This is a genomic window from Alteromonas sp. S005, from assembly GCF_036864475.1.
Lineage (GTDB): Bacteria > Pseudomonadota > Gammaproteobacteria > Enterobacterales > Alteromonadaceae > Alteromonas.
Map to the genome: position 1 here is coordinate 208,932 of NZ_JAZETN010000002.1, position 20,925 is coordinate 229,856.

Here is a 20,925-nt window from a genome sequence, read left to right on the forward strand (position 1 = left end):
TGGTATGAATCCCACGTGATTCTAGGATACCCAAAAAAAAGCCCTCGTCAAATGCGAGGGCTTAAGGTTAACTTCACAACAAGATTAGATGTCAGTTGGTGGAAGTTTATCTATCGCTGTTTTCAGCACTTCAGACTCTGTCTGAGAAGCCGTTGTTACATCAGCACTACTTTCTTTAGACGTATCGCCTACAAGTCCGTCACTAGCATCAGGAGATGCGCCCTCACCATTTGAATCCACAGAAGTAGGCTCTGTTGATGGCAGAATCAACTCTTCTGGGGGAAGATCAATATCGACGACGTCAACAGTTACCTCTGTCACCGGACCCCCAGAGACTATATCGTCTTCTTCTGGAAGCGTGATGGTGTCATCAGGCAGAGTACTTTCAGGCGTCGAAGCCTCAGGTGAAAGCGGGCTTGTGCCTTCATTCGGTGCAGTAGGCAAAGGTCCACCTATATCAACGGTATCAATCTTAGTGCCAGACAAGTCAATAGTGTCTCCTCCACCAAAGCCGTCGCCCACATTGGTTCCAAGCGAGCTCGCCTCTTCTTCAGGTAGCGTAATGATGTCTGGCGTAGTCTCAATAGGTTCAATGCTCTCGACAGGCTCAGAGCTCATAAGAGGCGCAGTCAGCTCGTTTTCTGGCGTTACCAGTTGAGTTTCAGCATTCAGATCAACGGTTTGAAGCGTTTGTCTTGTCAAGTCGATAGCATCTGCTCCGCCAAAGCCATCGCTTACATTAGTACCAAGCGTGCTGACACCTTCTTCAGGAAGTGTAATGATGTCTGGTGCACTCTCAACAGGTTCAATACTCTCGACAGGCAAAGTGCTCATGAGAGGCACAGTCGGCTCGTTTTCTGGCGTTAAAACTTGAGTTTCAGAATTAAGATCAACGGTTTGAAGTGTTTGTCTTGTCAAGTCGATAGTATCTCCTCCACCGAAGCCATCGCCCATATTGGTGCCAAGTGTGCTCACTTCTTCTTCAGGAAGCGTGATGATGTCTGGCGTACTTTCAATCGGTCCAACGCTCTCAACAGGCTCTGTGCTCACAAGCGGCGCAGTAGTCTCGTTTTCTGGCGTTACCAATCGAGTTCCAGCATTCAGGTCAACTGTTTGAAGCGTTTGCCCTGTTAGGTCGATCACGTCAGGTGCTGTAGGCTCGTCAGTTACAACGGTGCCGCTGCTATCTGACGCACTTACAGACTCCGATGAAGTGGTTGTCACGACTTCAGGTACACCTTCACCAGATGCCGTCACAAACACGTTAAACTCTGCCTGCTCGATAGTGCCGTCTGGATATTCGATACGGTAAGTAAAGGTATCCGTTAAGGTCCCGCCAAACACGGCTTGCGTGTTATCTGGGGTATAAGTGTATGCGCCAGTTTCGTCAATTTGTAGCGTACCGTAATCACCCACTAACGTAATGCCGCCAGTGGCGTCTTGGAAGGTTGTTCCATCAGTAGATACGGTTACGTCGTATGTTGGGCCAAACAGTATATCGTTATCGAACAGATTGCCGGTGGCAGTTTGTACGCCGCTAACTTCAAACTGGTCAAGATAGTTTACGGTAGAGGAAAGATCTACACTGATGCTGCCGGCTAATCCAACGCCAATAGTGCCGTCCATTGTGAGCTGGTATAGACCCTCAGTTAATCCGTTGACGGTAAGAACAGTATCGCCGTTAACACCTAACAAGCTGATAAGCTCATCGTTGGGGAAAACCCTATAGGGCTCCCACGCTCCGTTTACAAACTTTTCAACCGTTATAGTAATGCTAGAGCCTAATGCTACTAAGCCCCCCGCATCTACGTTTAACGTGATATCTTGAGTAGTATTTGCAGACACATTAATAGGGCTAAATTCATCGCTAAAACTTGTAATAAACAAACTTAGGAGATAATCGTGCTGCAGCGCATCCAGTTCACTAAGGCCCGCTTCTGAGACAAAATCATAGGTCAATTCAGCACGGGCCGAGTCTGCCGATACTCCTTGTCCTGACAAGTTAAAGTTAAGATTGGCGGTAGAGGTATTCGTGCCATCTGAAATGGTGTAGCTAAAGCTATCTGTATTGCCTAAGCCGTCACGTACACCGTTGGCTACATAGGTGTAGCTACCGTCTTCGAATATAGTTAAATCGCCATAATCACCTTCAATGGTAATACCAGATAAACCAGTACCTAATACAGTCACTGACTCTCCATTGGAATGGGTAACTTGCGTCACTACGCCGCCCTCGGCAATGCTATCGGCTACATCGCCTGTGTTAGCCGCATCGATAACATTCCCAGACGTTGTTGTGCTACCTTCAAACTGATATTCCGTTAGTGTTGTAGTCACATCCGTTTGTTCTAGTAAGGATATCGTATTGCTAAGCAAGATTGCGGCAATCTCGTCAATGAGAGCATCAGACAACTGTGCTACTCCTAGCGTTGTAAGACCTGAGTTAATAGTACCGACCAAATCGCCAGCTCCAATAGTGTCCGCGGTGGCTAGGATTGGCTCAAGAATAATTTCTCTTACTAGAGTTCCTAAAGGTATAACGCCTAAACCTGCTTCACCATTTAGCGCAGTTTCAATTGCATCTAGCACCACCTCTTGGTTTTCCTCGCCAAGAACGACCCCGCCATCGCCTAGTTCAGCAAGTGTAATCGAGCCGTCCCCATCTTGGTCAAACAAGTTTTCGAGGGAGCTTTGACTGTTACGAACAACAACGGCATAGTCTCCAGCCGGGAGCCCAGAGAACTTTGCCACCAAGGTGTCATCACCTAACAAGCCCAAGACATTTAACCCTAAAGCGTCACCAACAAGAGGGCTGTCTGGCGCTGTCGCTGAGGCAACTACATTGCCATCTGCATCAACAATATCAACTCGATACCCATTGGCCACTGCAACTAGCGCAGTTTGGCTAACCTCTACAACCACTTCTCCGAAGTAGTCGGCTCCGACAGTAAATGTTGTACTAGCGGTAGGAGAGCCTGCGGCAGGTGAGCCAGCTGCTACGTCAATCACCTGCAAGTCGCTATCAGTAACTGGTGTATTAACGATGGCGGTTTGTGCGCCTAGCTCCATATCATTGTTATCGGTTTGCGCTACTACTGGCGGGAAGTCGCTGCCAGAAATGGTGATGGTAAGCGCCGCAATATCAGAAGTTTCACCATCTGATAAGGTGTAGTTGAACACTTCGTCTTGGCCAATTGCACTGCGGTCACCATCGGCGGTATAGGTGTAAGTGCCGTCAGCGGCAATTTCCAGTACGCCATAGTCACCTTGGATAGTAACGGTACCTGTTGCAGGAACCGCCACACTATCACCAGAGGCGTTGGTAACAAGCGTTACTTGGGCGCCGTCTAAAATGGTATCTGCGCCTACGCCACTAATATCAACGTCTATTAGGTTACCTTGGGCCACTAAATCACCCGTATAGGTGTATTCGGTTAATGTTGTTGTGATGTCAGTGTCTTGCAATAGGGTTAACGTATTGCTGAGCAATACATCGGCAAGAACATCGGCCACAGCGTCGAGGAGACCTGTGATACCAAGCGCGTTTATTGGCGTAGTTAGTAGACCAACCAGCTGACCTACGCCAATTACAGTAGTTGTATCAAGTAGGCCTTCAAGGATCCCTCTAACTTGCGTGCCAACGGTTCCGGGCAAGATAACATTCAAAATTCCACCGTTTAATGTGGTTTCAACGAAGTTAAGAACCTCCGTTTGGTTATCAGGCCCAAGCACGACACCTGCTGTCCCTAGTTCATCAAGGTCAACGTCGTTACTGTTGTCATTGTCTAATAAATCTCCCAGTCTATTTTCATCATTGCGGACCACCACGCTGTAGGTGCCAGCGTCAAGGCCTGCTAACGAGAACGAAATAGTCTCATCGCCAGTAACATTGAAAATGTCTAGTCCACCGACATCGGCAACTTGTGAGTCTGCGCTTACCCCTTTATAAACAAGCTGACCGCTCTCGTCATACACCTCAACAATGTAGGCATCGGCAACAGCAACCAAGGCTATTTGTTCTACCTCTACTAATACTTCACCCACATGGTTAGGGGAAACGATAAAGGAAGCACTTGCATCAACGCCTCCTGTAGACTCTGTTAAGCCAATCACCTGCACGTCGCTGGTGGTTTCCGGAGGATTTACAGTAACCACAGGTTCGCCCATATCAACGGTGTTACCGTCGTTTATTGCATCGAGAGCCTGTACGACAACATTCTGACTTGCTGTGCTTGCCGAGTTACCTGCTTCGTCTGTGACTGTTGCCACCACCGCGTAGGTACCTGCTGGTAGCGGTGTGCCTGTTAAATCAAGGCTCCAATTACCGCTGCCATCAATAGCAAGTTCGGGGTCAGTGCCAAAGGTATAGGACGTGCCATCAACGGTAACGGTTAGGGTAGTATTGTCACCAAGATCCACCGTACCATTAAAGATAAGTGTGCTATCGCTAGTAATAAAGTCTCCAGCCACGCCTGAGTCGTTTGAGATACTGTCGAACGTTACTGTCTGACCATTATTGTTTTCATCAATGCTGGTATCGATGACAACTGTACCTGTGTCAGTAGCAACATTGCCTACAGCATCTGTGGCGGTAACCACAGCCGTATAATTACCCTCAGCGAGCAGGGCGACGATATTATCAGCCAACGTCCAGGTGCCATCACCATTGTTAGTAGCCGTATAGTCATTGCCATCAATGGTCACCATCACAACCGCATTGGGGTCGTTCACCGTACCAGTTAATTCTGGCGTGGTGTCATTGGTGGTCAGGTCGTTTATTGCAACGGTAGGTGCGGTGACATCAATTGTTACCGTACCTGTGTTGGTGACCGTATTACCCGCGGCGTCTGTTGCGCTTACCGAAGTTGGGTAGCTACCTTCTGCTAGCGTAGCAACTGCGTTGTCACCCAGTGTCCATGTGCCGTCACCATTGTTGGTAGCCGTATAGTCGTTGCCGTCAATGGTCACCACCACAACCGCATTGGGGTCGTTCACCGTACCGGTAAGCTCAGGCGTGGTGTCGTTGGTGGTGAGATCGTTTATTGCAACCGTAGGCGCGGTGGTATCAATTACTACAGTACCACTGTCTGTATCGGTATTACCCGCATCGTCAGTTGCAGTAACAGATGTTGGGTAGCTGCCTTCAGCGAGTGTAGCGACTACGTCATCAGCCAGTGTCCATGTACCATCACCGTTATTGGTAGCGGTATAGTCATTGCCGTCAATGGTCACCACCACAACCGCATTGGGGTCGTTCACCGTACCGGTAAGCTCAGGCGTAGTGTCGTTGGTGGTAAGATCGTTTATTACAACCGTAGGCGCGGTAGTATCAATTACCACAGTACCGGTATTGGTTACCGTGTTGCTCGCGGCGTCTGTCGCGCTTACCGATGTTGGGTAGCTGCCTTCTGCAAGCGTTGCGACTACGTTATCAGCGAGTGTCCATGTACCGTCACCATTGTTGGTAGCGGTATAGTTGTTGCCGTCAATGGTCACCACCACAACCGCATTGGGGTCGTTCACCGTACCGGTAAGCTCAGGCGTGGTGTCGTTGGTGGTGAGATCGTTTATTGCAACCGTAGGCGCGGTGGTATCAATTACCACTGTACCTGTGTTGGTCACCGTATTGCCCGCGGCGTCTGTCGCGCTTACCGAAGTCGGGTAGCTGCCTTCAGCGAGTGTGGCGACTACGTTATCAGCCAACGTCCACGTGCCGTCACCATTGTTGGTGGCGGTATAGTCATTGCCGTCAATGGTCACCACCACAACTGCATTGGGGTCGTTCACCGTACCGGTAAGCTCAGGCGTAGTGTCGTTGGTGGTCAGGTCGTTTATTGCAACCGTAGGTGCGGTGACATCAATTGTTACCGTACCCGTATTGGTCACCGTATTGCCCGCGGCGTCTGTTGCACTTACTGATGTTGGGTAGCTGCCTTCTGCAAGCGTTGCGACTACGTTATCAGCGAGTGTCCATGTACCGTCACCATTGTTGGTAGCGGTATAGTTGTTGCCGTCAATGGTCACCACCACAACCGCATTGGGGTCGTTCACCGTACCGGTAAGCTCAGGCGTGGTGTCGTTGGTGGTGAGATCGTTTATTGCAACCGTAGGCGCGGTGGTATCAATTACCACTGTACCTGTGTTGGTCACCGTATTGCCCGCGGCGTCTGTCGCGCTTACCGAAGTCGGGTAGCTGCCTTCAGCGAGTGTGGCGACTACGTTATCAGCCAACGTCCACGTGCCGTCACCATTGTTGGTGGCGGTATAGTCATTGCCGTCAATGGTCACCACCACAACTGCATTGGGGTCGTTCACCGTACCGGTAAGCTCAGGCGTAGTGTCGTTGGTGGTCAGGTCGTTTATTGCAACCGTAGGTGCGGTGACATCAATTGTTACCGTACCCGTATTGGTCACCGTATTGCCCGCGGCGTCTGTTGCACTTACTGATGTTGGGTAGCTACCTTCTGTAAGCGTGGCGACTACGTTATCAGCCAGTGTCCAGGTGCCATCACCATTGTTGGTAGCGGTGTAATCATTACCATCAATCGTCACCACCACAACTGCATTCGGGTCGTTCACCGTACCGGTAAGCTCAGGCGTAGTGTCGTTGGTGGTAAGATCGTTTATTACAATCGTAGGCGCGGTAGTATCAATTACCACAGTACCGGTATTGGTTACCGTGTTGCCCGCGGCGTCTGTCGCGCTTACCGATGTTGGGTAGCTGCCTTCTGCAAGCGTTGCGACTACGTTATCAGCGAGTGTCCATGTACCGTCACCATTGTTGGTAGCGGTATAGTTGTTGCCGTCAATGGTGACTACTACAGTAGCCGTCGGGTCATCAACCGTACCCGTTAGCGCAGGCGTAGTGTCGTTGGTCGTTACATCATTGATGGTTACGACAGGTGCCACGGCGTCTACTGTGTCAGATGCAGGCCCACTGGTGTTACCCGCTTCATCGGTAGCCGTTGCCGTTACTACAACTCCATCTGCTAATGGTGTATCTGGCGTTACGCTCCAATTGCCGTCGCCATCAGCGATCACGGTGAAATCTGGCGTGCCGTCTTCGTCTACATCCACATTTACCGTAGCGCCCGCTTCGGCTGTGCCGGTAATTTCAGTGCCGTTGCCCGCTTCAACAGTAGGCGCTGCTGGTGCTGTGGTATCAATAACCACTGTACCAGTATTCGTACCCACATTACCTTCTGGGTCGGTTGCAGTAACCGTTGCGGTATAGCTACCTTCAGCAAGTGCCGCTACCGCATCGTCAGCCAGTGTCCACGTGCCATCACCGTTATTGGTGGCGGTATAGTCGGCACCGTTGATGGTAACAACCACCGTGGCTGTTGGGTCGTCAACCGAACCAGTAAGTGCCGGCGTTGTATCGTTTGTTGTTAAATCGTTGAAGGCAACTACCGGTGCAGCCGCGTCAACCGTGTCTGAGGCTGGGTTGCTAATGTTACCCGCTGCGTCAGTTGCCGTTACGGTCACAATTACGCCATCGGCAAGCGGTGTATCAGGCGTAATGCTCCAATTACCGTCGCCATCAGCGATGACGGTGAAATCAGGCGTGCCGTCGCCATCCACGTCCACATTTACGGTTGCACCGGCTTCAGCGGTACCGGTAATTTCAGTGCCGTTGCCCGCATCCACGGTAGGTATGGCAGGTGGTGTAGTATCAATCACTACGGTTCCTGAATTTGAACCCACATTGCCATCGGCATCCGTGGCAGTAACGGTAGCGGTATAGCTACCATCTGCAAGTGTAGCCACTGCATCGTCAGCCAGGGTCCAACTTCCATCGCCATTGTTAGTTGCGGTGTAGTCCACGCCATCAATGGTCACTACTACGATAGCGCTTGGATCGTCAACCGTTCCGGTTAGCTCTGGTGTAGCGTCATTAGTCGTTAAGTCGTTGATTGTAACGACTGGTGCAACAGCGTCTACTGTATCTGACGCTGGTGCGCTGCCATTGCCAGCTTCATCAACCGCCGTTGCCGTAACAACCACGCCATCGGCCAGTGGTGTAGTGGGTGTTACTGACCAATTTCCATCGCCATCTGCGATGACGGTGAAGTCTGGCGTGCCGTCGCCATCCACGTCCACATTTACAGTTGCCCCTGCTTCCGCAGTACCCGTAATTTCAGTGCCGTTACCTGCATCGACGGTAGGCGCTGCTGGAGCAGTGGTGTCAACTACCACAGTGCCAGAGTTAGTTCCGGTGTTACCGTCGGCATCAGTAGCTGTAACCGTAGCGGTATAGCTACCTTCAGCCAGCGCGGCAACGATATCGTCAGCCAGTGTCCAGCTGCCATCACCATTGTTTGTCGCGGTATAGTCTGTACCGTTAATGGTAACGACCACGATGGCGGTTGGATCGTCTACCGAACCGGTAAGTGCAGGCGTGGTGTCATTAGTCGTTAGATCGTTAAAGGCAACGATTGGAGCAACAGCGTCTACCGTATCAGACGCCGGGCTACTCGTATTGCCAGCTTCATCGGTTGCTGTTGCCGTGACAACCACGCCATCCGGTAGCGGTGTTGTGGGTGTTACTGACCAGTTACCATCGCCATCAGCAATCACTGTGAAATCAGGTGTGCCATCACCGTCAACGTCTACGTTTACGACAGCGCCTGCTTCGGCTGTGCCGGTAATTTCGGTACCGTTGCCTGCATCAACAGTAGGCGCAGCTGGCGCAGTAGTATCGATAACACCGCCATTTTCGTTTGCGGTTGCCGTATTACCCGCGCCATCTGTCGCACTTGCGGTGACTGAATAATTACCTTCAGATAAGGCTGCTGGCACATCTACAGAGAAGCTGCCATCAGCTTGAACAATGGCGTCAAATGTTTGCGTATTACCAGCATCATCGGTAACGCTGATGGATACGGCGCTGCCTGGCGCAATATCTGTAGTACCGGAAATGGTTGGCGTTGTGTCGTTTCCTGTGCCAAGCGGATCCAAGGTTAGGTTTGGCACGGCTGTATTGATATTGCCGCTGGTAGTATCAGACGCCGAGTTTCCAGCGGCATCAGTGGCGGTAGCAGTAACATCGAAGTTTCCGTCTGCCATTGCATTGGGCACGTCGGCGCTGAAATTACCAAGGCTATCGACAATAGCCGTAAATGTCTGTTCTGCTCCCGCGCTGTCGGTGACGGTTATGGTCACTGAACTACCTGGGCTTAAATCGGTGCTACCCGTGATCGTTGGCGTAGTATCGTTACCTGTGCCTTGTGCATCTAAATTGATCGTCGGCGCGGTAGTGTCTACGCTACCGTTTGTTTCAGTGGCAGTAGTCTCATTGCCTGCTGGGTCTTGGGCCACGGCGGTGACAGTATACCCTCCTTCAGCCATAGCGCTTGGGACATCGGCCGAGAAACTGCCGTCTCCCTGAACGGTTGCATCGAAGGTTTGGCTTACACCTGCGTTATCCGTAACCGTAATCGTTACTGTCGCGCCTGCAGGCAGATCAGTATTGCCGGATATTGTAGGCGTTGTGTCACTGTCTTGGGCTAGTGTATCTAACGATAGGGTAGGAGCTGTCGTATCAATAACGCCTGTATTGTCTACGACGGTAGTGCTATTACCCGCTTCATCACTCGCCGTGGCTTCAACACTGTATGCACCTTCTGCCAAAGGCGCGGGCACATCCACTGTAAAGTTTCCATTTACATCAACTGTAGCTGTGATGGTTTGAACATTTCCTGCGCTATCAGTTACCACAAGCGTAACTTCACTACCCTGCGCAAGGTTTGTGCTACCAGATAGGGTAGGCGTTGTGTCATTGCCTTCCTCAAGTGGCGTTAAGGTTAGTGATGGTGCTGTAGTGTCTATACTTCCAGCATCACTGGCTGTTGCTGTATTACCTGCCTCATCACTGATGGTAGCGCTTACCGTGAAGTCTCCTTCAGCTAAATCCGTACCTGGGGAGATAGAGAAAGAACCATCGGCCTGTACCACTGCACTTAAGGTCTGGGTTGCACCGGCGCTATCCGTTACCAAAATAGTAACCACTGAGCCTGCAGGTTCATCGGTTGTACCGGTAATGAGTGGCGTCGCGTCGTTAGTGGTATCGGCAACATCTATAGTAAGTGTAGGTACTAGAGTATCAACTACGCCTGCTTCGTTATCGGTTGTACTGTTGTTTGCTTCATCGGTGGCGGTTGCTGAAACAGTGAAGTTTCCTTCAGCCATCGCCACTGGTACATCGGCAGAGAATACGCCTCCCGCGGTGACCAATGCAGAGAACACTTGGGTATTACCCGCACTATCAACAACAGTTATTTGCACTGTAGAACCTTGCGGTAAATCTACAGTACCGCTTATGGTTGGGGTTGAGTCGCTAACTGTACCTGGCTCGTCCAGCGTAATAACAGGTGAAATTGTGTCGATTAGGCCGGTTTCAGCGTCGGACGCTGTATTGCCAGCTTCATCAACAACGGTAGCCTGAACTGTGTAGCTACCCTCAGCCAAAGTGGCGGGTACGTCTACGCTGAAGGAGCCATCACCTTGTACGGTTGCTGTTAAGGTTTGTATATTGCCAGCGTTATCGGTGACGGTAATTGAAACCGTGCTTCCGGCTGGCTGGTCTGTCGTGCCGCTAATGGTTGGTGTTGCATCATTGCCAACACCTTGCTCTGCCACATCAATAGCCGGTGATGTGGTATCTACCACACCGCCAGTTTCAGAGTCAGAGCCTGTATTTCCGGCTCCGTCACTCACCTCTGCGACAACTGTGTAACTACCTTCGGCCAGGTCTGACGGTACGCTTGCGCTGAAGGTGCCATCTCCTTGTACGGTTGTAGTAAAGGTTTGAACTGCTCCAGCACTATCTGTCACTGTTAAAGTGACAGTGGCACCAACTGGCGCGTTAGTTGTGCCAGAAATAAGGGGTGTAGCATCGTTTGTTTGGCCAAGGGCATCTAGGGTAATGTCCGGGGCGCTGGCATTAATATTGCCGCTATCCGTCACTGTCGTGCTATTGCCCGCAGCATCGCTCGCACTTACTGTTACATCGTAATCGCCATCAACAAGCGCGCTGGGTACTTCAACTGAGAAAGTGCCATCCGCGTTTACCGTAGCAGTAAGGTTCTGTACATTACCGCCTGCATCGGTGACAACCAGTGTAATTGTTGCTCCCTCTGGCAAGTCGGTAGTACCGCTCAAAATTGGCGTTGCGTCATTGCCGCTGGCCACTGGATCTAAGTTGATAACAGGTGGGGTGGTGTCAACTGTGCCGTTGTTATCAACCGCTGTGTTTTGATTACCCGCAGCATCAATCGCCGTCACTTCTACGGTGTAATCGCCTTCTGCAAGGTCAAGGAGCACATCAGCGCTAAAGCTGCCGTTCGCTTGAACGGTGGCTGTGAAGGTTTGCGTATTGCCCTGGTTGTCAGTCACGCTAATGCTTACAGTGTTACCCGCAGCCAAGTCGGTGGTTCCCGATATAGTCGGTGTAGCGTCGTTGGTTAGGCCTTGTGCGTCCAACGTTACGGTCGGGGCTGCTGTATCTATGATGCCGTTATTATCTATTGCCGTTGCTGAATTACCCGCATCGTCAGTCGCAGTGACAGTCACACTGAAACTGCCCTCAGCTAAATCGGTAGGAACATCAGCACTGTAAGTGCCATCGTTTTGAACGGTTGCTGTGAATGTTTGGGTATTTCCAGCGTTGTCTGTCACGCTTATGCTAACCGTGTCGCCAGCATTGAGGTCTGTGGTGCCAGAGATAGACGGCGTTGCATCATTGCCAAGCCCTTGTGTATCGATGGTTATCGATGGGGCTGTTGTATCGATGTTACCGCCATTTTCGGTTACCGATGCACTGTTGCCAGCGCCGTCTGTGGCGGTGGCAGTAACAGAATAGTCACCTTCAGGTAAGCTCGCAGGAACATCAGCCGTAAAGCTTCCATCACCTTGCACTATGGCACTGAATGTCTGTGTGTTTCCAGCACTGTCAGTCACAGTTAGCGTTACAGTGCTACCTGGCGCTAAGTCGGTGTTACCTGAAATGGTCGGCGTCGTGTCGTTGCCGGAACCAAGAGGGTCGAGGGATAGGGTAGGCGCAGCAGAGTTTATGTCGCCGCTCACTGTATCTGTAGCAGTATTGCCTGCAGCATCAGTGGCCGTTGCAGTAACGTCAAAGTTTCCGTCTGCCATTGGGTTAGGCACTTCTGCACTAAAGTCGCCGTTACCATCAACAGTTGCAGTAAGCGTCTGCACAGTGCCAACACTGTCAGTTACTGTGATAGTTACTGTGCTTCCTGCTGCTAGGTCGGTATTTCCGCTAATGGTAGGCGTGTTATCGTTACCTGTACCAATCGGATCCAAAGTGATAATAGGTGCTGTGGTATCTACGCTGCCACCCGTTTCAGAATCAGAACCTTGGTTGCCCGCCGCGTCTTGAGCGGTTGCGGTAACCGTATAGTCACCTTCAGCTAGTGGTGAAGGTACGTTGGCGGCAAAACTACCGTCGGTTTGTACCGTTGCTGCAAAGGTTTGGGTATTACCCGCACTGTCGACCACCGTTAATGTGACAATGGCGCCAGCTGGAAGGTTTGTGGTGCCAGAAATAGTTGGCGTTAGGTTATTTTCTGGTGTTAATTCTTCAAGATTTAGCTCAGGTGGCGTGATGTCGATTACGCCTGAATTATCGAGAACCGACGTGCTGTTGCCTGCTTCATCAGTGGCGGTAGCTTCAACACTGTACGAGCCCTCAGCTAGTGCCGCGGGTATATCAGCCGTAAAGTTTCCTGCAGCGTCAACTGTTGCTGTAATCGTTTGAATGTTGCCTGCACTATCTGTGATAACCAAGGAGACCACGCTACCTTCCGCTAGATCTGTACTTCCCGAAATGGTTGGCGTTGTGTCGTTGCCTAATCCTTGAGTGTCTAAGGTTAGGGTTGGCGCTGTGGTGTCTATAGTGCCTGTTGCATTGGCTGACGCACTGTTGCCTGCATCGTCGGTGGCCGTTGCAGTAACCGTATAGTCACCTTCGGCCAGTGCAGCTGGTACATCCACAGTAAAGTTGCCGTTTGCGTCAACCGTTGCGGTCACAGTTTGTGTATTGCCAGCGTTGTCGGTGATCGACAGTGTTACGCTCTCACCTGCTGCTAAGTCCGTAGTGCCTGAAATGGTAGGCGTAGTATCGTTATTTGAACCTAGCGCATCTAGTGAAATAACGGGGGCGATAGTATCGACAATACCGTTATTGTCGGTGACAGAGGCACTATTTCCGTTGCCGTCTGTAGCGGTAGCGGTTACTGAGTAATCACCTTCGGCAAGAGGCGCGGGGACATCAGCACTAAAGTTACCGCTTGCATCAACAAGTGCAGTAAAGGTTTGGGTGTTGCCTGCACTGTCAGTGACAAAAAGCGTCACGGTTGAACCCGAGGGTAGGTCAGTCGTACCCGAAATGGTTGGTGTAGTATCGCTAACCGTAACTTGTGCATCTAGTGTCAACGCAGGGGCACTGGTATCTAACGTACCGGTATCAGAGGTGGTGGTTGTATTACCTGCATCGTCTGAGGCACTTGCTGTTACCGTGTAGCTACCATCCGGTAAAGCGTTTGGAACATCTGCGCTGAAGTCACCATTCGCGTCCACAATGGCGTCAAAGGTTTGTGTATTGCCAGCGCTATCTGTGACGGTTAACGTGATTGTGCTTCCCGGCGCTAAATCAGTGCTGCCCGATATGTTAGGCGTTTCATCGTTGCCTGTGCCCTGCGGATTTAGCGTAAGTACAGGGGCGGTGGTGTCAATATTGCCACCGTCCTCTGTTGCGGTTGTTGAATTACCTGCATCATCTGTTGCAGTAACTTCGACGCTGTAGTCTCCTTCAGGCAGTGGAGACAATACCTCTGTTGCAAAGTTGCCGTCTGCATCAACCAATGCGTTAATGGTTTGCGTGTCACCATTGCTGTCAGTTACGGTGATCACAACGACAGCACCTTCAGGTAAATCTGTGTTCCCTGAAATAACCGGCGTAGTATCATTACCTGAATCTAACGGATTAACGTTAACAATAGGCGCTTGTGTATCAATTGTTCCATTTGCTTCGTTTGCCGTCGCGGTGTTGCCTTGTGCATCGCTTACTGTTGCCGTAACGGTAAAGTCGCCTTCAGCCAGAGCGCTAGGCACATCGGCACTGAATGTGCCGTCTGCTTGCACGGCTGCTTGGAAGCTTTGCGAGTCACCATTAGCATCGACTACAGTTATGGTAACCAGTGTGCCGGGAGCAACATCAGTAGTACCTGTGATAGTTGGGGTAACATCGCTAGTAGCGCCTTGTGTATCAAGGGTTAACAGTGGCGCTTCGCTATCTACATTACCTGTTGTATTGGCATTCGCGGTATTGCCTGCACTGTCGGTTGCACTGGCAGTAACAGTAAAGTCGCCGTCAGCTAGCGCGTTTGGCACATCTACACTGAAGCTACCATCTGCATCGACCAAGGCATTGATAGTTTGCGTGTTTCCAGCGCTATCTGTAACGACAAGTGTAATCGTGCTTCCTTCAGGAAGGTCAGTGGTGCCTGAAAGTGTAGGTGTGGTGTCACCCGTACTGCCAGGGTTTTCTAGGGCAAGCGTAGGCGCGGTGGTATCTACAACGCCGTCATTGTCAGTTACTGTTGTCGTATTGCCATCGCCGTCAGTTGCGCTAGCAGTAACGGTGTAAGCGCCATCAGCGAGTGGGGTGGTAACATCTGCACCAAATGCTCCGTCTGCACCCACTGTCGCGGTAATCGTTTGCGTATTACCTGCGCTATCCGTTACGGTTAAAGTAACCGTGCTTCCTTCAGGCAAGTTGGTAGTGCCTGAAATAGCGGGCGTGCTGTCATTCGTTTCGCCTTGTCCATCTAGCACTAATGTAGGAGCGCTAGTATTAATGTTACCCGTTGTGTTGTCTGTAACTTCATTGCCTGCCTCGTCTTCTGCCGTGGCAGTAACAGTAAAGTCTCCATCAGCCAATTCTTGGGGTACGTCGACAGAGAAATTACCGCTAGCATCGACTAAGGTGTTGATCGTTTGCGTGTTGCCTGCGCTATCTACGACCGTTAGCGAGACAACACTTCCTTCAGGCAGGTCGGTACTGCCCGATAAAGTTGGTGTGGGATCGTTGCCAGAGCCCGCTGAATTTAAAGTTAGCGATGGTGCAGTTATATCTACAATGCCGCCGTTTTCTGTCACGCTAGCGGTATTACCATTTTCATCGACAGCGGTTGCTGTAACGGAGTAGTTACCTTCTGCTAATGCGCTAGGTACTTCAGCGCTAAAGCTTCCGTTTTCATCAACAGCAGCCTCAATAGTTTGCTGATTACCTAAGCTATCGGTGACCACCAGTGTTACCGTGCTACCTTGTGGCAAATCTGTCGTGCCATTAATTAGTGGCGTGGTGTCGTTGCCAATGTCTTGTGGGTCGAGCGATAGCGTTGGTGCTGCGGTATCAATATTGCCCAGTGTGGATGCAGAGTCTTGATTACCCGCATCGTCAGTGACCGTGGCAGTAACGGTAAAGTTGCCGTCGGCAAGCTCTGCCGGCACATCAACAGAGAAGGTACCGTCATTTTGGACTATAGCGTCAAAGGTTTGTGTATTGCCTGCACTGTCTGTAACCGTGATTGATACACTGCTACCCGGTGCCTGGTCTGTGTTACCCGAGATGGTTGGCGTAGTATCATTAGTACTGCCTTGAGCATCTAAATTAACCAGTGGCGATGTAATATCGATATTACCGCCAGTTTCCGTTGCCGTTGCAGTATTGCCGTTCGCATCGGTCGCTGTAGCCGTTACGCTATATTCCCCTTCCGCCAATGGGTTGGGCACATCGACACTAAAATTACCTGAACCATCTACCGTCGCCGCGAACGTTTGTGTATTGCCAAGCGCATCGGTAACAGACAGTGTAACAGTGCTGCCAGCGGGTAAATCGGTAGTGCCGGAAATAGTGGGCGTGGTGTCGTTATCATCACCCAGTGGATCAAGGGTTAAGCTTGGCGCATTGCTGTCCACGGTGCCAGTTTGTGACGTCGAAGCACTATTACCCGCAGCATCAGTAACTGTTGCTTCAACAGTGTAGTCGCCGTCAGCGAGTTCGGCAGGCACGTCTGCGCTAAACTCGCCGTTATCGTCTACTGTGGCAGTAAAGGTTTGGCTGTTTCCAGCGCTATCGGTAACGGTAAGTGTAACCGTGCTGCCTGCTTCCAAGTTTGTAGAGCCGCTAATTGACGGTGTCGTGTCGTTACCTGTGCCAAGTGGTTCTAGTGAAATGGTGGGGGCTTGCGTATCAATGTTGCCGCCATTTTCAGTAACAGTCGTTGTGTTGCCTGCATCGTCTGTAGCACTGGCCTCTACGGTATATTCACCCTCAGTCAGCGGCGTTTGCACGTCCACGCTAAAATCACCGTTTTCATCAACGATGGCATCGATAGTTTGCGTGTTGCCCGCGCTGTCGGTCACTGCAATGGTTACTGTTGAACCAGGGGGTAAATCGGTAGAGCCTGAAATCGTTGGCGTGATGTCGCTACCGTCAGTTTGCGGGTCTAGAGAAAGCGCTGGTGCGGTAGTATCTATGTTGCCACTGTTGTCGACAGCGGTAGTGGTATTACCCGCTGCATCAGTTGCTTCGACAGAAACCTCATAGTTGCCTTCTGCTAGCGCGTCTTCGACATCGGCGCTGAAATTACCATTTTCATCAACAATGGCGGTAACAGTTTGCGTATTACCCTGACTATCGGTGACGGTAATAGCGACCTCGCTGCCTGCGGGTAAATCTGTATTACCTGAGATAGTCGGTGTTGTGTCGTTAGTATCCGTTTGCGGGTCGATGTTCACAATCGGCGGGGTGGTATCAAGTACAGTAGTGGCCGTGGCGGTAGAGCTATTGCCATTTTCGTCTGTCACCGTCACTTCAATCTCGTATTCGCCCTCTTCAGAGCCAGGAGGGAATGCTACATTGAAGTTGCCATTCTCATCGGTTGTCCCCGTTATTGTCTGGCTGTCGCCGTCGCTATCGGTGATAACAACCACAACCTCTGAATTAGGGGCGTCTGACGACCCCCCTATGCCTTCACTACCGTTGGTAGGAGAGCCGGTTTCAATAACAACATTAGGGCCTTGGGTATTAATAACCGCATCGATTGTCGTTGAAGCGGTATTGCCCGCCACATCTGACACAGTAGCTGTTACCGTGAAGTCGCCATTTGCGAGTGCTTGCGGCACTTCAGTACTGAAGCTACCGTCTTCTTGCACTATTGCAGTAATGGTTTGCGTAGTGCCATCTGAATGTACAATTTCTAGTGTTACTATCGCACCCGGCTCTGCGTCGGTGTCGCCATTTATCACTGGCGTGTCATCATTGGTTGAGCCAATAGGATCAAGGCTGATTATCGGCGCCGTGGTGTCAATTTCGCCAGTCACTGTGGTGGTAGAACTGTTGCCCGCTGGTGTTGTTACAGTAACATCTACCGTGTACTCACCTTCGCTAAGCTCCGCTGGCACATCTTCGTTGAATGTGCCGTCAGCGCCCACTGTAGTAACGATTGTTTGTTCGTTACCCTCGCTATCTGTAACAACAATGACGACTTCACTGCCAGGAGGGGCATCGGTTTCACCAGAAACGTTTGGCGTAGTATCGTTCGTTGGCGCAGGTTGATTTACGGTCGTCGAAGGACTCGTAGAATCGTAATCGCCACTTGCTGTTGCTTGTGCAGTGTTACCCGCACCATCTGTCACCTCAGCAGTTACGCTGTATGTACCCTCTGCCAACGCATTTGGAACTTCAACGGTAAAGGTGCCATCGGCAAGTACAGTGGTGGTAAAGGTTTGAGTAACGCCTGCACTATCGGTAACGGTAAGGGTTATCGTGCTTCCGGGCACCGCATCCGTTAAACCAGAAAGTGTGGGTGTAGCATCGCCATTTATTCCTGGGTCGTTTAATGAGATGTTTGGTGCCGTCACATCGATAGCACCCTGAACTTCGGCATTGGCCGTATTGCCAGCCTCATCCGTCACGGTGGCGTTAACCGTAAATTCACCTTCGGCCAATTCAGCGGGCACATCAATGCTATAGGTGCCGTCGGCTAGCACAGTGGCAGTTACAGTTTGCGTATTGCCCGCACTATCGGTAATGGTTAACGTAACTGTGCTACCCGGTGTGACATCCGTGGTACCTGACAGGGTAGGTGTGGTGTCGTTATCTGAACCCGGCGCATTAATGGTAATCGTTGGGGCGGTAGTATCAATTTCACCTGTAGTATCAGCGGTTGCTGTATTGCCAGCCTCATCGGTCACGCTGGCTTTAACGGTAAATTCGCCTTCGGCTAATTCGGCAGGTACATCTGCGCTATAGGTGCCGTCTGCTTGCACAATGGCAGTCACGGTTTGCGTATTGCCCGCGCTATCGGTAATGGTTAACGTAACTGTGCTACCCGGTGTGGCATCAGTGGTACCTGAAAGGGTAGGCGTGGTGTCGTTATCAAAACCTGGCGCATTTATGGTAATGGTTGGGGCAGTAGTATCAATCTCACCTGTGGTATCAGCAGTTGCTGTATTGCCAGCCTCATCCGTCACGCTAGCGTTAACCGTAAATTCACCCTCGGCCAATTCAGCAGGTACATCAACATTATAGGTGCCGTCGGCTAGCACAGTGGCAGTTACGGTTTGAGTATTGCCCGCGCTATCGGTAATGATTAACGTGACTGTACTGCCCGGCGCGGCATCGGTGGTACCTGACAAGGTTGGCGTGGTGTCGTTACCTGTAGCTATATTGTCGATAGTGATCGAAGGCGCTATGGTATCAATTTCGCCGACAGTGTCTGTGGTTGCGGTATTGCCTGATTCGTCTGTAACGCTGGCGTTAACGGTAAATTCGCCTTCAGCTAATTCCGCAGGTACATCAACACTGTAGGTACCGTCCCCTTGCACAATAGCTGTCACGGTTTGAGTAACGCCCGCACTATCGGTAATGATTAACGTAACTGTGCTACCCGGTGTGGCATCAGTGGTACCTGAAAGGGTAGGCGTGGTGTCGTTATCTGAACCCGGCGCATTAATGGTAATGGTTGGGGCGGTAGTATCAATTGCACCTGTAGTATCAGCGGTTGCTGTATTGCCAGCCTCATCGGTCACGCTGGCGTTAACGGTAAATTCGCCTTCGGCTAATTCGGCAGGTACATCTGCGCTATAGGTGCCGTCTGCTTGCACAATGGCAGTCACGGTTTGCGTATTGCCCGCACTGTCGGTAATGGTTAACGTAACTGTACTGCCTGGTGCGGCATCCGTGGTACCTGAAAGAGTAGGCGTGGTGTCGTTATCAGAACCTGGCGCATTAATGGTGATTGTTGGCGCTGTGGTATCAATTTCCCCTGTGGTATCAGCGGTTGCCGTATTACCAGCTTCATCAGTCACGCTTGCGTTGACGGTGAATTCGCCTTCGGCTAATTGAGCAGGTACATCAACACTATAGGTGCCGTCTGCTTGCACAATGGCAGTCACGGTTTGCGTATTGCCCGCACTGTCGGTAATGGTTAACGTAACTGTACTGCCCGGTGCGGCATCGGTGGTACCTGAAAGAGTAGGCGTGGTGTCGTTATCAGAACCTGGCGCATTTATGGTAATGGTTGGGGCGGTGGTATCAATTTCCCCTGTGGTATCAGCAGTTGCTGTATTGCCTGCTTCATCGGTCACGCTGGCGTTAACGGTAAATTCGCCTTCAGCTAATTCAGCAGGTACATCAACGCTATAGGTACCGTCCACTTGCACAATAGCTGTCACGGTTTGCGTATTGCCAGCACTATCGGTAATGGTTAGCGTAACTGTGCTGCCAGGAGTGGCATCGGTGGTACCTGAAAGGGTAGGCGTGGTGTCGTTATCAGAACCCGGCGCATTAATAGTAATGGTTGGAGCGGTAGCGTCAATTTCACCAGTAGTAGAACTATCTGCAGTATTACCTGTAGGTTCTAACACGGTAGCATCTACCGTGAACTCACCATCAGCCAGTGCATTTGGTACGTCTACACTGAACGTACCGTCGTCCTGTACGGTAGCTGTGACAGTTTGAATACTTCCTGCACTATCGGTAACGGTGAGTGTGACTGTACTGCCTGGAATTGCTGAAGTAATGCCCGATAGTGTTGGCGTGGTGTCGCTTGTTAAGCCAATCGCATCTAGGGTAAGTAAAATGTCTTGTGCTTGCTCGCCTGTTCCAGAAAACTCAACTGGCGTAACATCGTCGTTGCCATTTGCACTTTGATCGAACTGGAAGCCCACTGGATCGACTTCTTCATTTATGCGATCAACGCGCACAAAATTGCTTCCGCCGTCAGTACCGGCACCGCCGTCAAGGCCTGCGGCTGTCGCTTCCAACGATTCTAAAATATCGCCTTCCCCAGCAAGCACGTCAAGGAAGTCGGCATCCCCCTCTTGAACGTTTCTTTCAATATTTTCTACGCCATCGAGTATTGCGGCAAGTTCATCAACACTTTCATCAAAGACGGCGAATTCATCGTCGGAGTTGCTTTCGGTAAAGTCTAATTGCAGCGGAAAAGTAATGTTTTGTCCTGCTGGAAGTGTGCGCAGTTCTCCATCTACGCTGACGGTAACATACCCATTAGGTGATATATTCAATTCGTCGCCTTCGGCCACTGCCATACCAACAATAACATTGACCTGCTCACCGGTTTCTCCGCGAGTTAAAGAAGCTTCGCCATTTACTTCCGCAATGATTACTTCAGCCATGTTTCCCTCTCAATCAATAAATTATCACGCTATACAAAAAGCGTAGCAGGGCTTTTCCAACTCGTTACCGGACCGTAGTACGGGTGGCACATATCCTTTGGTATAAAACCTAGGTAGTTACCCCTAATTTATTAATTTTTAGTCTAATAATTGTGAGTTGAGTTTGCAGAAAGATACGCAGCGTCTACTTTTTAA

The 20,925-nt window shown here is 50.8% G+C and carries 1 protein-coding gene; it reads right to left on the minus strand.

Annotated elements, in window-relative coordinates; translation table 11 throughout:
- Nucleotides 1–84: 84 nt before the first annotated feature.
- Nucleotides 85–20,730 (minus strand): BapA/Bap/LapF family large adhesin, encoded by a 20,646-nt coding sequence (locus V7R55_RS03565; RefSeq protein WP_334057400.1) that lies wholly within the window; start codon nt 20,728–20,730, stop codon nt 85–87.
- Nucleotides 20,731–20,925 lie beyond the last annotated feature (195 nt).

What these genes read in the sequence shown, in the direction of transcription:
- V7R55_RS03565 (WP_334057400.1), bottom strand. Translation starts at nt 20,730, where the DNA reads ATGGCTGAAGTAATCATTGCGGAAGTAAATGGCGAAGCTTCTTTAACT.